Raw genomic sequence first — 15679 nt, 5'->3', positions numbered from 1 at the left:
TGTGATAGTACAGCGCCTGTTGAATCAACTGATTGCCCAGGATGTCCGCGATTTCCGCGTATTGGCGGCGATCGCGAAGGTGCCGCGCCAGCTGTTTGTGGACGAGGCCATGGCCCACAAGGCCTGGGACAATACGGCCCTGCCCATCGGCCATGGGCAGACCATCTCCCAGCCTTACATCGTGGCGCGCATGACCGAGCTGCTGATCCAGAACGATCCGGCCCATGTGCTGGAGATCGGGACGGGATCGGGCTACCAGACGGCGGTACTGGCCCACCTAGTGGAGCATGTCTACACCATGGAGCGGATCAAGTCGCTGCAGTTTCAGGCCCGGCGCAGATTGCGCCAGCTCGATCTGCACAATGTGTCGGCCAAGCACGGCAATGGGTGGCTAGGTTGGCCCAACAAGGGCCCTTTCGACGCCATTCTGGTGACGGCGGCGGCCAGTGAGGTCCCCAAGGCCCTGACCGATCAGCTGGCTGATGGTGGTCGTCTGGTCTTGCCGGTGGGTGATGGCCAGCAGACCCTGCAGCTCATCGAGCGATCGGGCTCCCAGCTCACCAGCCGGATCCTGGAGCCGGTACGTTTCGTTCCCCTGATTGACGGAGATGTCGAGTGAAGTTGTTTTCCCGCCTTTATGTTCTGGTGATGCAGTGGGCACGCCACAAGTATGCCCCCTGGTATCTGGCCATCACCGCCTTTATTGAATCCATCTTCTGGCCCATCCCGGTGGATGTGATGCTGGCGCCCATGGCGCTCGGCAAACCTCATCGCGCCTGGCACTATGCCGCGCTGGCCACTCTCTTTTCGGTGCTGGGCGCCCTGTTTGGTTATCTGCTCGGCTATGCCCTGTGGGAGCCAGTGGTGCAGCCGCTGGTGACCTCGGTTGGCTATGAGGACAAGATTGCCCTGGCCGAGCAGTGGTTCGCGCAGTGGGGCATCTGGGTTATTTTTATTGCCAGCTTCACGCCGATCCCCTACAAGGTGTTTACCGTCACGGCTGGCTTGCTCCACATGGCACTGTTGCCTTTCATCCTGACCTCGCTGATCGGTCGTGGCATGCGCTTCTTCCTGGTTGCAGGTCTGATGCGCTGGGGCGGCGAGAAGATGGAGCGCCAGCTGATGCACTATGTGGATGTGCTGGGCTGGCTCTGTATTGGTTTGGCCGTTGCGGCCTATTTCTGGTTTAGTCGTTAAGGATCCACTATGTGTTCGCGTGTTTGGCAAGGTAGCGGTGTCGTCGTGTTGTCATGGCTGCTGCTTGCCTGTTCCTCCAGCAAGACTGCGGCTCCGGTGCACAGCCTGGGCAATGATCAGGTCGCTTCGACCATCCCCGTGCGTCAAGGTATGACTAAGCCCGGCATTGCAGGCAACGGGTACACCGTGGTCAAAGGAGACACTCTCTATTCCATTGCATTTCGTTCTGGCATGGATGTGGCTTCGCTTATCAGCATCAATGGCATCACTCCCCCCTATAACATTTATCCCGGCCAGCAGCTCAGGCTCGATGGCGCTTCCGTCCCCATGGCGGTGGCAACCGTCGGCAGCCCTGTCAGTCGTGGCAGCGTGACGGGGTCTGGCAGTTACGAAGTGCGCCGTGGCGATACCTTGAGCAGCATCGGTCGCCAGTTTGGTCTTTCCAACCAGGCCTTGGCCCAGCGCAACAACCTTCAGGCTCCTTATGCATTGCACGTGGGTCAGGTGCTCAATGTGGGGGGCGCGGGTTCCTCGGGTGGTCAGATGGTGGCAGCAACCACACCGGTTGTGACCAGCACGGGGCCCAAACCCCTGGCCACGGCTCCGGCAGGTACGACCACACCATTTATTGCTCAGAAAACGATTGCTCCTGCCTCGTCAACAGCATACGCTCAGGCGAAAGAACAAAAAACCGTCAGTTCCTCGTCAACACTCTCCTGGCATTGGCCGACCAAAGGGCGGATCGTTGAAGGCTTCTCCGTTGCGGAACAAGGCAACAAGGGCATCGACATTTCCGGCCAGAAGGGCCAACCCATTTACGCTGCGAGCAGCGGCAAAGTGGTCTATGCGGGCAGTGCACTGCGAGGTTATGGCAAGCTGATAATTCTCAAGCACAACGATGACTACCTCTCCGCCTACGCTCACAACGATGAGTTGAGGGTCAAGGAGGGAGACACCGTGAAGGGCGGAGCGGTTATCGCCAATATGGGTAGCACGGATGCGCCGGATGTGCGCTTGCACTTTGAAATCCGGTACAAAGGCAAGTCGATCAACCCGATGGGCTATTTGCCAAAGCGTTAACTCAGAGAGCTGAGTCTTACTCTGGTGTAGGTCAGGGAGAGATATCATGAGCCAAGAACAACTGGTAATGCAGGATGCAGAGTTAGAGTTCGACGAGGAGCTGGAGGTTCAGGAGGAAGAAGAGGTTCAGGAAGTGGCGGCCGAAGCCGAAGAGATCATTTCCGATGAACTGATGGCGCCAGAGCTGAACAAGGTAATGGACGCCACCCAGCTCTATCTGGGGGAGATAGGCTTCTCCCCCTTGCTCACGGCCGAAGAGGAAGTCTACTACGCCCGCCGTGCCCTGCGTGGCGACAAAGCGGCGCGCAAGCGCATGATCGAATCCAACCTGCGCCTGGTGGTCAAGATTGCCCGGCGCTACAACAACCGCGGCCTGGTGCTGCTGGATCTCATCGAAGAGGGCAACCTCGGCCTTATCCGCGCCGTCGAGAAGTTCGACCCCGAGCGCGGTTTCCGTTTCTCTACCTATGCCACCTGGTGGATCCGCCAGACCATAGAGCGGGCCATCATGAACCAGACCCGTACCATTCGTCTGCCCATCCATGTGGTCAAGGAGCTGAACGTCTATCTGCGCACTGCGCGCGAGCTTTCCCATCGTCTCGACCATGAGCCGACCGCCGAGGATATCGCCTCTGCACTGGATCGCTCTGTGGACGATGTGAATCGCATGCTCAAGCTCAACGAGAAGATCACCTCGGTGGATACTCCCATCGGTGGCGATCGCGACAAGGCGCTGCTGGACGTACTTTCCGACGAGCGCGGCATGGGACCCGAGCTGGAGTCCCAGGAAGATGACATGCGCAGCAGCATAGTGCACTGGCTGGAGGAGCTGAATCCCAAGCAGCGTGAAGTGCTGGCCCGCCGTTTCGGCCTGCTCGGCTATGAACCAGCCACCCTGGAAGACGTGGGCGCCGAGATTGGTTTGACCCGTGAGCGGGTGCGTCAGATCCAGGTGGAAGGGTTGCGCCGTCTGCGGGAAATCCTGCTGGGGCAGGGGCTTTCCATTGAGGCGCTGTTCCGTACCAACTAAACGGGTATGAATACCGTCACCAAGATGAAAAAGGGGCCGCAGGCCCCTTTCTTTTTGTCGTGGATCGTCAGGATCACACCGGATCCAGGGTATCCAGCGGCCAGCGCGGCACGGCCTTGACGACGAGGGGTTCGAAGACTCCCGCCTTCAGGCGTTGCATGCCGGCATAGGCGATCATGGCGCCGTTGTCGGTGCAGTATTCGGTGCGCGGGTAGAAGACTTCACCTTTGAGGCTCTCCATCAGCTCGGCCAGCTGGGCGCGCAGATGACGGTTGGCACTGACGCCGCCTGCCACGACCAGACGATTGAGACCGGTCTCTTTCAGGGCACGGCGGCACTTGATGGCCAGGGTGTCGACCACCGCATCCTCAAACGCCCGTGCGATGTCGGCACGGGTCTGCTCGTCGTCGCCATTGGCTGCTATGGTATTGGCGGCAAAGGTCTTGAGGCCGGAGAAGCTCATGTCGAGCCCGGGACGGTCGGTCATGGGACGCGGGAAGGTAAAGCGTCCAGTGGTGCCCTTTTCTGCCAGCCGGGAGAGCAGCGGACCACCGGGGTAGTCCAGACCCATCAGCTTGGCGGTCTTGTCGAACGCCTCACCGGCGGCATCGTCGATCGATTCGCCCAGCAGCTGATAGCTGCCGATACCGTCGACCCGGACCAGCATGGAGTGGCCGCCGGAAACCAAGAGCGCCACGAAGGGGAACTCGGGGGCCTTCTCTTCCAGCATGGGGGCCAGCAGGTGGCCTTCCATGTGGTGTACGGCGATGGCCGGCTTGTCCCATGCCATGGCCAACGAGCGGCCTATGGTCGCCCCGACCAGGATGGCACCAACCAGACCTGGCCCCGCGGTATAGGCGATGCCATCGATGTCATCCTTGCCAAGTCCAGCCTCTTTCAAGGCGGCCTGGATCAAGGGGATCGTCTTGCGTACATGGTCCCGGCTGGCGAGCTCGGGAACAACGCCGCCGTAGTCCGCATGCAGCTTGACCTGGCTGTACAACTGGTGGGAAAGGATCCCTTTTTGATCATCGAAGATCGCGATCCCGGTTTCGTCACAGGATGTCTCTATGCCCAATACACGCATTGCTAAAAAATTTCACTGCTAAAATGAGACGGCTATGGTAACCTTCGCGGGTTTTTTAAACCAGAGCGATCTCTGCGGGTTTACTTTCATTCCCTGTCCAGAGTATAATTTCGCACCATTTTAAGACATGCTGATCGATTGAAGGTCAGCTAACAATTTATCACTGAGGTGAAAGGCACATGCCAGTAATCAAAGTCCGTGAAAATGAGCCGTTTGACGTTGCTCTGCGTCGCTTCAAGCGTTCTTGCGAAAAGGCCGGTATCCTGTCCGAAGTTCGTAGCCGTGAGTTCTACGAGAAGCCGACTACCATTCGCAAGCGCGCCAAAGCGTCCGCTGTCAAGCGTCACGCCAAGAAGCTGTCCCGCGAAAACGCACGTCGTATCCGCCTGTACTAATCAAGGGATCATGCCGTGTCTCTGAAGGATCAACTCAAGGATCAGCAAAAGCTCGCCATGCTTGCCAAAGACAAGCCTCGGTTGGGTGCTATCCGCTTGTTGATGGCAGAAATCAAGCAGCGTGAAGTCGATACCCGTGTCGAGCTCAACGATGAAGAGATCATCGCTGTCGTGACCAAAATGGTCAAACAGCGTCGCGATTCCATCAGCCAGTTTGAAGCTGCCGGTCGCCAGGATCTCGCCGACAAAGAGTCCGCCGAGATCGTTGTGCTGCAGGAGTTCCTGCCACAACAGCTGACCGCAGACGAAATTACCGCCCTGATCGAGCAAGCCATCACTGAAAGTGGTGCTGCCGTCATGGCTGACATGGGTAAAGTCATGGCTGTCTTGAAGCCAAAAATTCAGGGGCGTGCCGATGTCGGCGCCGTCAGTGCTCAGGTGAAAACCCGCTTGGCGTAACAGGCAACTCTCTTGTTTGGTCGAAGAAGCCGTGCTTCCCATTGGAATGCGCGGCTTTTTTATTTCCTATGCAATGAAACAGGACGGTTATGGCTGGCAGGATCCCGCAATCCTTTATCGATGATCTGCTTGTACGCACGGACATAGTCGAGTTGATCGACTCCCGTGTGCGGTTGAAGAAAGCCGGTAAGAACTACCAGGCTTGCTGCCCTTTTCATAACGAAAAAAGCCCCTCCTTTACCGTCAGCCAGGAGAAGCAGTTCTATCACTGTTTCGGTTGTGGTGCCCACGGCAATGCTATCGGCTTTGTTATGGAGTACGACGGCCTGGAATTCCCCGATGCCATCGAAGAGCTGGCAAGCCTGCACGGCATGCAGGTCCCCCGTGAGCAAACGGCGGGTGGATCAAGCCATAGCCAACCAGCCGTCAGCAAGGATCTGTTCGAGCTGATGAACCAGATTGCGCGCTTCTACGAGAGCAATCTCAAGAACGCGCCTCAGGCGGTGGAGTATCTGAAAGGCCGGGGCCTGACTGGCGAGGTGGTCAAGCGCTTCAACATCGGTTATGCCCCTGGGGACTGGGATCAGGTGCGTCGCCGCTTTGGCGCCAGTAGGGATCACGAACAACTGCTGATTTCGGGCGGTATGCTGATCCCCCGTGACAGCGGCCCGGGCAGCTACGATCGTTTCCGCGATCGCATCATGTTTCCGATCCGGGACAAACGCGGCCGGGTCATCGGCTTCGGTGGCCGAGTGCTGGGGGATGGCACGCCCAAGTACCTGAACTCCCCCGAAACCCCCATCTTCCACAAGGGGCGAGAGCTGTTCGGCCTTTATGAGGTCAAGCAGGCACACAAGGATCCGCGCCGGATCCTTGTGGTGGAAGGCTACATGGATGTGGTGGCGCTCGGCCAGTACGACATCGACTATGCGGTGGCTGCACTGGGGACTGCGACCACCAGCGATCACATCCACACCCTGTTCCGTACCACGGCAGAGGTGGTCTGTTGCTACGACGGCGACAACGCTGGTCGGGAAGCGGCCTGGCGGGCGCTGGATAACGCGCTCTCCCACCTGCAGGACGGCCGTGAACTCAAGTTCGTCTTTTTGCCGGATGGCGAGGATCCCGACTCGCTGGTACGCCAGATCGGCAAGGAGGGGTTCGAAGCGCTGCTCGACAAGGCCCAGTCGTTTGCGGATTTCATGTTCGAACGCCTCGGGCGCGATGCGGCTCTTTCCGGTGAGGCAGGCAAGTTTGAAGTAGCCAACAAGGCCGCCGAGCTGATTCGTCGGGTACCGGAAGGTTTCACTCGCGAGGGGTTGATTACCCGACTCTCCAGCATGATGCGCTGGGGAGAAAACAAGCAGCGGATTGCCGAGCTGTTTGCCCGCAACAGCCAGCCCAAGGCGGAAGTTAACAAACCCAAGGCGACCAAACTGACGCCGATCCGCAGGGCTCTGGCCCTGATGGTGCAGTATCCGGCGATCACCGCCGAGCTGCCGGCCATGCCCGAGTTGGCCGGGCTGCGCCTGCAGGGGATCCCTTTCCTGCTGCAACTGCACCAGCAGATCCTGATCCAGCCGGGAGTGACAACGGGTATCCTGCTGGAGCATTGGCGCGGCACAAAAGAGGGAGAAATACTTGCCCAGCTGGCGATGCATGACCTGTTTGAAGAGGTAAAGCTCGACCAGGAGCCCGATATTTTGGGAGAATTACAGGATACCTTTGTCGGTTTCATCAACCTTTTCCTGAAGCAACGGATCGAAGAATTGCAGGCCAAGGTGGCGCAGGAAGGGCTAAGCTCTGAGGAAACTCAGGAGCTGATGATGCTGATCAGAGAGGTGCAGATTGAGAAAAGAAATGAGAGTGGGGCTTGATATTTGAGTGAGCAGTCCCAATATGAATAGCGTTGCCCGAATCGACGGGATTGAAAGCAAACACTTTATAACCACCTGGCCCCGACAACACTGCGGGCAGGGGTTTCTCATGACCGACGCCGCAACCAGACATAGCATGTCTGGCGGTTTTCTATTAGAATTGGCTATTTGCGCAGCAGCGCACTGTACGCGCAACCTAGCAACACCAACCGGATGAGTTCTATGGAGCAAACCCCGCAGTCTCAGCTTAAACTCCTCGTTGCCAAAGGTAAAGAACAGGGCTACCTGACCTATGCCGAGGTGAACGATCACCTCCCGCAAGACATTGTCGATTCAGACCAGATCGAAGACATCATCCAGATGATCAACGATATGGGCATTCAAGTGGTTGAAAACGCTCCGGATGCCGATGACCTTATCATGGCTGAAGGTGGTACCGCCGATGAGGACGCTGCCGAAGCAGCGGCCCAGGCTCTGGCATCTGTTGAATCTGAGATTGGTCGCACGACCGATCCCGTCCGCATGTACATGCGGGAAATGGGTACCGTCGAACTGCTGACCCGCGAAGGCGAGATCGACATCGCCAAGCGGATCGAAGACGGTATCAACCAGGTACAAAGCTCCGTCGCCGAGTACCCTGAAGCCATCACCTATCTGCTCGAACAGTACGACAAGTACGAAGCCGAGCAGCTTCGCCTGTCCGACATCATCTCCGGCTTCATCGATCCGAACGAAGTGGATGACGTGGCGCCGACCGCCACTCATATCGGCTCCGAGCTCAGCGAGGACGACCTCGCCGACGAAGACGAAGACGAAGATGAGGACGAAGACGAAGACGGTGACAACTCCGACGATGACGGCGACGGTGGCCCGGATCCGGAAGTCGCTCGCGAGAAATTCGGCGAACTGCGTGCCCAGTACGAGGTGACTCGTCTCTCCATTCAGCAGAATGGCCGTGCCCACGACGACACCCAGAATGCCATCGCCCAGCTGGCCGATGTCTTCCGTCAATTCCGCCTGATGCCCAAGCAGTTCGATCGCCTGGTCAACAACATGCGGGAGATGATGGAGCGTGTCCGCGTGCAGGAACGCATCATCATGAAGCTCTGCGTTGAGCAGGCCAAGATGCCGAAGAAGACCTTCGTCGCGGCCTTCACCAACAACGAGTGCGAAACTGCCTGGTTCGAATACCAGAAGCAGGCCGGCAAGGCGTGGTCTCCCCGTCTGCTCGAGATGGACGAAGAAGTACTGCGTTCCATCGGCAAGCTGCAGCAGATCGAAGAAGAGACCGGTCTGTCCATCGCCCAGATCAAGGACATCAACCGCCGCATGAGCATTGGTGAGGCCAAAGCCCGCCGTGCGAAGAAAGAGATGGTCGAGGCCAACTTGCGTCTGGTTATCTCCATCGCCAAGAAGTACACCAACCGCGGTCTGCAGTTCCTGGATCTGATCCAGGAGGGCAACATCGGTCTGATGAAGGCGGTCGACAAGTTCGAATATCGTCGCGGCTACAAGTTCTCGACCTATGCCACCTGGTGGATCCGTCAGGCCATTACCCGCTCCATCGCGGATCAGGCCCGTACCATCCGTATCCCGGTGCACATGATCGAGACCATCAACAAGCTCAACCGTATCTCCCGCCAGATGCTGCAGGAGATGGGTCGTGAACCGAACCCGGAAGAGCTGGCCATGCGCATGGGCATGCCGGAAGACAAGATCCGCAAGGTACTGAAAATCGCCAAGGAGCCCATCTCCATGGAGACGCCCATCGGTGATGACGAAGACTCCCACTTGGGCGACTTCATCGAAGATACCACCCTGGCTCTGCCAGCGGATGCGGCCACCAGCGAGAGCCTGCGCAACGCGACCCGCGAAGTGCTGGCCGGGCTGACCGCACGGGAAGCCAAGGTACTGCGCATGCGCTTCGGTATCGACATGAACACCGACCACACCCTCGAGGAAGTGGGCAAGCAGTTCGACGTCACCCGTGAGCGTATCCGTCAGATCGAAGCCAAGGCCCTGCGCAAACTGCGCCATCCGAGCCGCTCGGAAGTGCTGCGCAGCTTCCTGGACGAGTAGTCCCGGGTTCTGTCAGCCTGACATTGCAACAAAAAGCCCCGCCATGCGGGGCTTTGTTTTATCCGTGCTGGCATGGGCGTGAAGAGGGGTCATGGAACCGCTTGAATATGGATGAAATCTCGCCAAGTGGTTGATCTGACTATGGACGGGGTATCCGCCATCCCCTATAATCCACGCCGCTAACCAGCATCAATGGCCCCTTAGCTCAGTTGGTCAGAGCAGTCGACTCATAATCGATTGGTCGTGGGTTCAAGTCCCCCAGGGGCCACCATTTTCAGACAAAGCCGCTCTTTTGAGCGGCTTTTTCGTTTCTGGCGTTCACCAGCGTCTGTCCAGATCCTCGGCATAGAGTGCCATGGCGCGCCGGTAGGGAAGCAGGGCGGGATCCGTGGTGGTGGTCGCGAGGATCCCCAGCAGCGTCTCCATCCCCTCCTTGTTGCGCCCCAGGTTGTAGCAGGTCATGGCACGAAACACCTTGAACTCCATGGCATCGGGGAAGCGGGCCAGGGCCTCGTCAAAGGTGGCCAGCGCCTCGGCATGACGGCCCGTGGTGCGATAGGAGCTGCCAAGTCCAAGCAGGGCTCCGCGCAGCGACGACTCGCCAAGCCCCAGCGACACGGCCTTCTGATAGAGGGGAATGGCCTGGGCCTCTCGCCCCAGCATGTCGTGCAGTCCGGCCACTTCGTAATGCAGCTCGGCGTGGGTTGGGTGCTCGATGAGTTGCAGCAGACCGTGCTGACGGGCTTCCTCGATCCATCCCTCCCTCGGCCTTGAGGGTGTTCAACTGTTTCATATGTGCTCCTGCATGGGGATGAAGGATCAGTATGCCTGCCGACAGGCTGGCGGGGAACGGGTCATGGGGCCATGTAAAAGGCCTCCCGCCGATGGCGGGAGGCCTGGTTCGGCGCCGGGGCGAAATGGCCCTGGCGTGTGTCCAGCCTTACTGGGCGCTCAGGCTGTAGGCCAGGGTCTGGTCGTTGAAGCGCACCACATAGGCACCGACCACTGCCGTGGTGATGTCTGCCCCGGCCAGCTCGGCCACGCCATCCTTGTTGGTGTCGCCGTAGTTCTGGGTCCAGTCCCCCTTGACGTCGAACTTGAAGCGCTGGCTGCCGTTGCCATCACCGCTGCCGGTGAAGGTGACGCTGGCCTGCCAGAGGTGATCCCCGACCAGGGACATGGGGGTGGTGCCCCAGTTGTTGGTGGTGCCGCGAATGTTGAGGCTGGCGACATTCTTGGCATAGGTGACGCTCACCGGAGTCAGGCTGTATTGCAGGGTCTGATCGTTGAAACGTACCCGGTACTGGCCGATGACCGGGGTGAGGATGTCACTGCCGGTCAGTTCTGCCACGCCGTCCTTGTTGGTGTCGCCGTAGTTCTGGGTCCAGTCCCCCTTGACGTCGAACTTGAAGCGCTGGTTGGTCTGACCGTCGAAGGTGACCAGGGCTTCCCACTGATTGTCGGCGACCAGCGTCATGGCAAGGGAGCCCCAGGCATTGGGGGTGCCGCGGAAGTTCAGGGTGGGCAGTACGCTGGCGTAGGTGCCGTTGTCGTCGGTGACGGTCACGGTGGCGCTGGCACTGGCGGTCAACCCTTCTGCATCGGTTACGGTGACCGTCACGGTATGGGTACCCGGGGTATCGAACCGGACGGTCTCGGTGGCGGCGGTGCCCCCGCTGGACCAGCTGTAGCTCACCACGCCGCCGTCATCGCTGGAAGCGGAGGCGTCGAACACCACGCTCTCCCCCGCCTTGACGCTGAGGGTTTTGGGGGAGAGGGCTGCGACCGGTGCCTGGTTGCTGGTGAGGGGGGTGACCGTGTAGCGCAGATCACTCTCGCTCAGGGTGATGCGGTAGGTGCCCGCCCCGCTGACCAGGATATCCTTGCTGCTGCCCTTGTCGGCGATGCCATCCCCTTCGTTGTCGCCGTAGTTCTCGGCCCAGTTGCCGAAGACGTCGAACTTGAAGCGCTGGGCACCGGTGGCGTCACCGTTGCCGGTCAGGGTGAGGGTGGCGGACCAGACACGGTTGGCATCGACGGTCATGGGGGTGTTGCCCCAGGCGTTGTGGGTGCCGCGCAGGTTCATGCTGCTGAACTTGTTGCCCGGCAGGACGGAACCGCCGCAGGGGCTGGCCTTGGTGCAACCGGCGATGATGGCGGCCGCCTTCATGCCGGGGACGTTCAGGCTGGCCTTGCCGCTGCCATCGACGGTGACATAACCGCCGCTGCAGTAGTCATTGCCCCCCAGCAGGTTGCAGTACTCTCCGGCCGGCAGGCCGGTCTGCACCGAGGCCACCAGGCTGCCGCTCTCGTTGTTGATGGCGACGAAGCCCTTGTCACCGCGGCTGAAGGCTATCTGGTTGTTGCCGTTGTCCCACCAGTTGCTGACGGGCTGGCCTTCGGTCCGGTTGTGGAACAGGGCCATGTTCATGATGGTCGGTCGGCGCTGTTCGCAGTTCCACTGGCTGTCCGTGCAGGGCGTGCTGCCCGGCGCCCCCTTGTCGGTTTCATAGGTACCCATGTTTTCAAAGCGATAGCCCGACATCACCTGCTTCCAGCCATAGGGCCAGGCCATCATGAAGGTGTTGGCCAGCTCGTAGCGGGCACCGCTCATGAAGGTGAGCATGCCGCCACCGCCGTGGCCGCGTTCACGGTCGTGGTTGACCACGAAGACGAAGGCCTTGTTGGAGGGGAGCAGGCCCCAGCTCTCGCCCAGGGTCTTGAGGTTCTTGATCTGGCCGTTGAAGTTGGCGGCGAGATCGGTGCCGTATTTGAAGTCGGTGACGGTGTCGATATAGGTGTAGCGGCCCGGCTGAATGTCGGGGGACTCCCCGCCTGCGCCGATCACCTCCAGGTAGGCCCTGGGGCTGCCCGCCTTGTCGAGGATGGCCTTCACATCGGCCGGCGCCATGTGCTTGGCCGCATCGATGCGAAAGCCCGCCACGCCCCAGCCGATCAGGGTCTTCATGTAGGTGGCGATCTGATCCTGGACGTAGGATGAGCCGGTATTGAGGTCCGGCATGCCGTAGAGGGCGCCGTTCCAGACGTTGTTGCTGTCACCGTAGTTGGTGATGTCGCCGCTGTGATGGAAGTCGTTGTAGCCGAACTGGGGATATTGGTATTGCCCCGAGTTGTAGCTGCCGCCGCCGGTGGCGGTGCCCGAACCCGATGCCAGCTGGTTGAAGACGGCGTCGGCATAGACCTTGACCCCGGCCGCGTTGCAGCGGGCGATCATGCTCCTGAGCTCTGCCTCGCTACCGCCGAAGCTGTTGAAATTCTTGAAGCTGACCGGTTGATAGACGGTCCACCAGACCTGGCTGCCCTGCTTGTGCTCGGCGGGTGGGGTGATCTGGACGCCACCGAACCCCTTGGGCCCGAGTACGGTCTCGCACTCGTTGGCGATGTCGTTGAACTTCCATTGGAACAGGTGAACCATGACTCCTTCGGCGCTGGCAGTGTGGCTGAAAGAGCCGAGTGCCGCCGCCAGCAGGGCGGTTCGAAACAGTGTGTTGTGCATGACGATTTTCCCTTCGATCTTGTTATTGACGTATCACTGTCGTGTAGTCGAACGGACAACAAACAACCTCGTTCAGCTCCGTAGCATTCATGAAATCGACGTGGTTGAAAATCGAACAAGCTGAATTAATTAAGAAATGTGAATGAAAATGCTTTCATGCCATTCGGTGGCAGCAGGAGGGGGCAGAGGGGGGCAGATCGGTGCGAGATCCCGTCAAGCGGGTAGCGAAGGGGATGAACAGGGGCCCCGCAGGGCCCCGTGAACGTTCAGACGTTGGGTTCCTGCTGCCCGGCACTGGCCCGGGCACGACGCCCTGGCAGCATGCGGGTGACCAGGTTGCTGCGCTGGCGCCAGGAGGTGTAGGCGATGGCGCACAGGTGCAGGGCGATCATGCCCTGGAGTGCCCAGGTGCACCACTCGTGCCAGTCGTCCGCCCCCAGATCGAAGCCGGTCTCGGTGTTCTGGAACCAGCCGGTCCCTGCGGTGGCGAGTACCAGCAGCCAGAGTGCCCAGACCGCCAGCTTGCCGCTGCCGTGATGGCCCGGGGTGGGCGGGGTCCGTTCGCGCAGGGCGTCGGCCTGATGGCGAAAATCCTCCCGGCTCGGGATGAGGGCGCGCAGGCGGGCGTGGCCGCGAGCGAAGGTGAGCCCCCACAGCAGGCGTATGCCGATGAGCACCATGACGGCGTATCCCATCCGCTCGTGCCACTCCTCGCCCGCCTCGTTGAGCCAGAGGTTGCCGATACAGATGGCCGCCACACCCCAGTGGGTGAGGCGCACCAGAGCATCCCAGTGGAAGGGATCAGCCTTTTTGCTTGGCATAGTTGTGGTACTCCTTCTTCAGGTCGTTGACCTTGGCCAGGTGCTCGCGCGCCTTGGCTTCGTCACCGGCCTGGAGGGCTGCCAGGCTGGCATCCAGCTCGCTCTGCACTTCGGTCATGCCTTCCAGGAACTTCTCCTTCTTGGCGGCGGGCATGTTCTTGCTCTTGGCGACGTCCAGCTGGGCCTTCATCTCCTTGATGTATTTCTCCATGGTGGCCGCGTCGTCGGCCTTGACGGCCTGCTTGTAGTTGAAGCCGATCTTCTTCATCGGCTGCTCCAGATCGCCGGCCATGGCAGGCAGGGCCATCAGGCCGAACATCAGGGGCAGCAGCAGGGGACGCACAGTTTTCAGCATGGGATTTCCTTATGAGACGACGAGATTGCAGGTTGTTATAGCACTCATTTGAGTGCGGTTTCACGCATCATGATGCCATGAAAGGGCGATCATTGTATGAAGAAAGTGCGACCAATTGTGACGAATTGTGCAGGGGATTGCTGTGGGAATGTAGCCGAAAGAGAACGGCCACCGGATCTCGCCTCCGGCAGGGATACAAGGGCGCGCATCTGGTCCGGGAAGGGGCTCGCAGGCAGTGAATCATGCTGCCATTATTTATCACACATCGGTTTTTTAAAGTCAGGTGAGTTTTTCTGGTGTTTTTGTTTCTGAAATCCACCACCCATGGACGATTTCACTGCCCGTACAGACGCCGTGCAACAAAAAAAGGGCCCGCAGGCCCTTTGAGTGATCGGGATCCGGCCCTTACTCGGCCTGCTCGCGCTCGATGGCACGCCAGCCGATGTCCTTGCGATAGAAGATGCCGTCCCACTGGATGCGGCCAGCCAGGGCATAGGCCCGCTGCTGGGCTTCCTGCACCGTGTGGCCGAGGGCGGTGGCGCACAGCACGCGGCCACCCTGGGTCAGGCTGGTGTGTCCTTCCAGGCGGGTGCCTGCATGGAACACCTTCTCCCCTGCCACTTCGTCCACCGGCAGACCGCTGATGGGGTGGTTGCTGGTGTAGTCGCCGGGATAGCCACCCGCCGCCAGCACCACGCCGATGGCGGCACGGGGGTCATAGACGGCTTCCTTCTGATCCAGCTGGCCGGCGCAGGCGGCGAGGCAGAGATCCACCAGATCGGACTGCATCCGCAGCATGATGGGCTGGGTTTCGGGGTCGCCGAAGCGGCAGTTGAACTCGATCACCTTGGGGTTGCCCTCGGCATCGATCATCAGGCCGGCGTAGAGGAAGCCGGTGTAGACGTTGCCCTCGGCCGCCATGCCGCGCACGGTCGGCATGATCACCCGTTCCATCACGCGCTGGTGCACTTCGTCGGTCACCACGGGGGCCGGGGAGTAAGCCCCCATGCCGCCGGTGTTGGGGCCGGTGTCACCGTCGAAAGCGCGCTTGTGATCCTGGCTGGTGGCCATGGGCAGCACGTGCTCGCCGTCTACCATGACGATGAAGCTCGCCTCTTCCCCGTCCAGGAACTCCTCGATCACCACCCGGGCGCCAGCATCGCCGAAGGCATTGCCGGAGAGCATGTCACGCACCGCCTCTTCCGCTTCGCTCAGGGTCATGGCAACGATCACCCCTTTGCCGGCGGCCAGACCATCGGCCTTGATGACGATGGGAGCGCCCTTCTCGCGCAGATAGGCCAGCGCCGGCTCCACCTCGGTGAAGTTCTGGTAATCGGCGGTGGGGATGGCGTGGCGGGCAAGGAAGTCCTTGGTGAAGGCCTTGGAGCCTTCCAGCTGGGCAGCGGCGGCGGTCGGGCCGAAGATGGTCTGATCGGCGGCGCGGAAGGCATCGACCACCCCTTTCACCAGGGGGGCTTCCGGTCCGACGATGGTGAGGCCGATCTGGTTCGCCTTGGCGAAGGCCAGCAGACCCTCGATGTCGGTGGCCTGGATGGCGACGTTCTCGATGCCCGGCTCAAGCTGGGTGCCCGCATTGCCCGGTGCCACGAAGACCTGGGTCACCAGGGGGGAGTGTTTGGCCTTCCAGGCCAGGGCGTGTTCACGGCCGCCGTTGCCAATGATCAGTACTTTCATCGTCTCGCTCGCTTCTGTCTGAGTTCACTGGCGCTGCGGTGGCACTGCCAGTGGAAAGGATCCGGTGCTAAAGAGGCAGGGCCGCCA

At 60.2% G+C, this 15679-nt stretch carries 14 protein-coding genes and 1 tRNA gene; 9 read left to right on the top strand and 6 right to left on the bottom strand.

The genetic code is table 11. The annotated features are described in order from the left end of the window. Nucleotide 1: 1 nt before the first annotated feature. The 4 genes from I6L36_RS09360 to rpoS are packed head-to-tail and all read left to right on the top strand — an operon-like array spanning nt 2 to nt 3307. Nucleotides 2-619, top strand: coding sequence for a protein-L-isoaspartate(D-aspartate) O-methyltransferase (locus I6L36_RS09360; RefSeq protein WP_010675623.1), 618 nt, complete (start codon nt 2-4; stop codon nt 617-619). Then, complete coding sequence (locus tag I6L36_RS09355) at nt 616-1197, top strand: YqaA family protein (protein ID WP_162540534.1); 582 nt, start codon at nt 616-618, stop codon at nt 1195-1197. Before I6L36_RS09360 ends, I6L36_RS09355 begins: the two co-directional genes overlap by 4 nt. A 9-nt stretch (nt 1198-1206) precedes the next feature. After that, on the top strand, nt 1207-2277 hold the full coding sequence (locus I6L36_RS09350; RefSeq protein ID WP_109112135.1) for a LysM peptidoglycan-binding domain-containing protein: 1071 nt from the start codon (nt 1207-1209) through the stop codon (nt 2275-2277). 46 nt (nt 2278-2323) lie between these two features. Further along, complete coding sequence (gene rpoS, locus I6L36_RS09345) at nt 2324-3307, top strand: RNA polymerase sigma factor RpoS (protein ID WP_109112136.1); 984 nt, start codon at nt 2324-2326, stop codon at nt 3305-3307. A 73-nt stretch (nt 3308-3380) separates the two neighbouring features. Here rpoS and tsaD read toward each other — a convergent pair whose 3' ends face one another. Then, nucleotides 3381-4394, bottom strand: coding sequence for a tRNA (adenosine(37)-N6)-threonylcarbamoyltransferase complex transferase subunit TsaD (gene tsaD / locus I6L36_RS09340; RefSeq protein WP_041213897.1), 1014 nt, complete (start codon nt 4392-4394; stop codon nt 3381-3383). Nucleotides 4395-4573: 179 nt separating this feature from the next. On the opposite strand from tsaD, the gene rpsU reads away from it, so the two are divergent. From rpsU to I6L36_RS09315, 5 genes are all read left to right on the top strand, one after another. After that, the gene (gene rpsU / locus I6L36_RS09335; RefSeq protein WP_005309452.1) at nt 4574-4789 is read left to right on the top strand and encodes a 30S ribosomal protein S21; all 216 of its coding nucleotides are present in this window, start codon (nt 4574-4576) and stop codon (nt 4787-4789) included. Nucleotides 4790-4804: 15 nt separating this feature from the next. Continuing rightward, complete coding sequence (locus tag I6L36_RS09330; RefSeq protein ID WP_109112137.1) at nt 4805-5248, top strand: GatB/YqeY domain-containing protein; 444 nt, start codon at nt 4805-4807, stop codon at nt 5246-5248. 89 nt (nt 5249-5337) lie between these two features. Then, nucleotides 5338-7125 (top strand): DNA primase, encoded by a 1788-nt coding sequence (dnaG, locus tag I6L36_RS09325; RefSeq protein WP_010675617.1) that lies wholly within the window; start codon nt 5338-5340, stop codon nt 7123-7125. Between the two features lie 222 nt (nt 7126-7347). Continuing rightward, complete coding sequence (gene rpoD / locus I6L36_RS09320) at nt 7348-9204, top strand: RNA polymerase sigma factor RpoD (protein ID WP_010675616.1); 1857 nt, start codon at nt 7348-7350, stop codon at nt 9202-9204. A gap of 194 nt (nt 9205-9398) precedes the next feature. Further along, nucleotides 9399-9475 (top strand) — tRNA-Ile (locus I6L36_RS09315). 47 nt (nt 9476-9522) lie between these two features. Here I6L36_RS09315 and I6L36_RS09310 read toward each other — a convergent pair. The 5 genes from I6L36_RS09310 to purD all read right to left on the bottom strand — a co-directional run bounded on the left by I6L36_RS09310 (nt 9523) and on the right by purD (nt 15592). Continuing rightward, nucleotides 9523-9885 carry a tetratricopeptide repeat protein gene (locus I6L36_RS09310; RefSeq protein WP_223933045.1) on the bottom strand — a complete coding sequence of 121 codons (363 nt, stop codon included), beginning with the start codon at nt 9883-9885 and terminating at the stop codon, nt 9523-9525. Nucleotides 9886-10144: 259 nt separating this feature from the next. Then, nucleotides 10145-12721: an alpha amylase C-terminal domain-containing protein gene (locus I6L36_RS09305; RefSeq protein WP_041211072.1), complete on the bottom strand. Its 2577-nt coding sequence runs from the start codon at nt 12719-12721 to the stop codon at nt 10145-10147. A 266-nt stretch (nt 12722-12987) separates the two neighbouring features. Beyond that, nucleotides 12988-13542 carry a cytochrome b/b6 domain-containing protein gene (locus I6L36_RS09300; protein ID WP_010675613.1) on the bottom strand — a complete coding sequence of 185 codons (555 nt, stop codon included), beginning with the start codon at nt 13540-13542 and terminating at the stop codon, nt 12988-12990. After that, nucleotides 13523-13897 (bottom strand): cytochrome b562, encoded by a 375-nt coding sequence (locus tag I6L36_RS09295; RefSeq protein WP_049636098.1) that lies wholly within the window; start codon nt 13895-13897, stop codon nt 13523-13525. The genes I6L36_RS09300 and I6L36_RS09295 overlap by 20 nt, the downstream gene beginning before the upstream one ends. A gap of 405 nt (nt 13898-14302) precedes the next feature. Then, nucleotides 14303-15592, bottom strand: coding sequence for a phosphoribosylamine--glycine ligase (purD, locus tag I6L36_RS09290; RefSeq protein ID WP_109112143.1), 1290 nt, complete (start codon nt 15590-15592; stop codon nt 14303-14305). Between the last annotated feature and the right edge of the window lie 87 nt (nt 15593-15679).

It is taken from the genome of Aeromonas sp. FDAARGOS 1406 (assembly GCF_019048565.1).
GTDB classification, from domain to species: Bacteria; Pseudomonadota; Gammaproteobacteria; order Enterobacterales; family Aeromonadaceae; genus Aeromonas; species Aeromonas caviae.
This window is presented reverse-complemented; position numbering and strand designations above follow the sequence as displayed.

Excerpts from the sequence above, each read along its gene's own strand:
- I6L36_RS09350 (WP_109112135.1), top strand. The coding sequence starts at position 1,207 with ATGTGTTCGCGTGTTTGGCAAGGTAGCGGTGTCGTCGTGTTGTCATGG.
- rpoS (WP_109112136.1), top strand. The coding sequence starts at position 2,324 with ATGAGCCAAGAACAACTGGTAATGCAGGATGCAGAGTTAGAGTTCGAC.
- tsaD (WP_041213897.1), bottom strand. The coding sequence starts at position 4,394 with ATGCGTGTATTGGGCATAGAGACATCCTGTGACGAAACCGGGATCGCG.
- rpsU (WP_005309452.1), top strand. The coding sequence starts at position 4,574 with ATGCCAGTAATCAAAGTCCGTGAAAATGAGCCGTTTGACGTTGCTCTG.
- dnaG (WP_010675617.1), top strand. The coding sequence starts at position 5,338 with ATGGCTGGCAGGATCCCGCAATCCTTTATCGATGATCTGCTTGTACGC.
- rpoD (WP_010675616.1), top strand. The coding sequence starts at position 7,348 with ATGGAGCAAACCCCGCAGTCTCAGCTTAAACTCCTCGTTGCCAAAGGT.
- I6L36_RS09305 (WP_041211072.1), bottom strand. The coding sequence starts at position 12,721 with ATGCACAACACACTGTTTCGAACCGCCCTGCTGGCGGCGGCACTCGGC.
- I6L36_RS09300 (WP_010675613.1), bottom strand. The coding sequence starts at position 13,542 with ATGCCAAGCAAAAAGGCTGATCCCTTCCACTGGGATGCTCTGGTGCGC.
- I6L36_RS09295 (WP_049636098.1), bottom strand. The coding sequence starts at position 13,897 with ATGCTGAAAACTGTGCGTCCCCTGCTGCTGCCCCTGATGTTCGGCCTG.
- purD (WP_109112143.1), bottom strand. The coding sequence starts at position 15,592 with ATGAAAGTACTGATCATTGGCAACGGCGGCCGTGAACACGCCCTGGCC.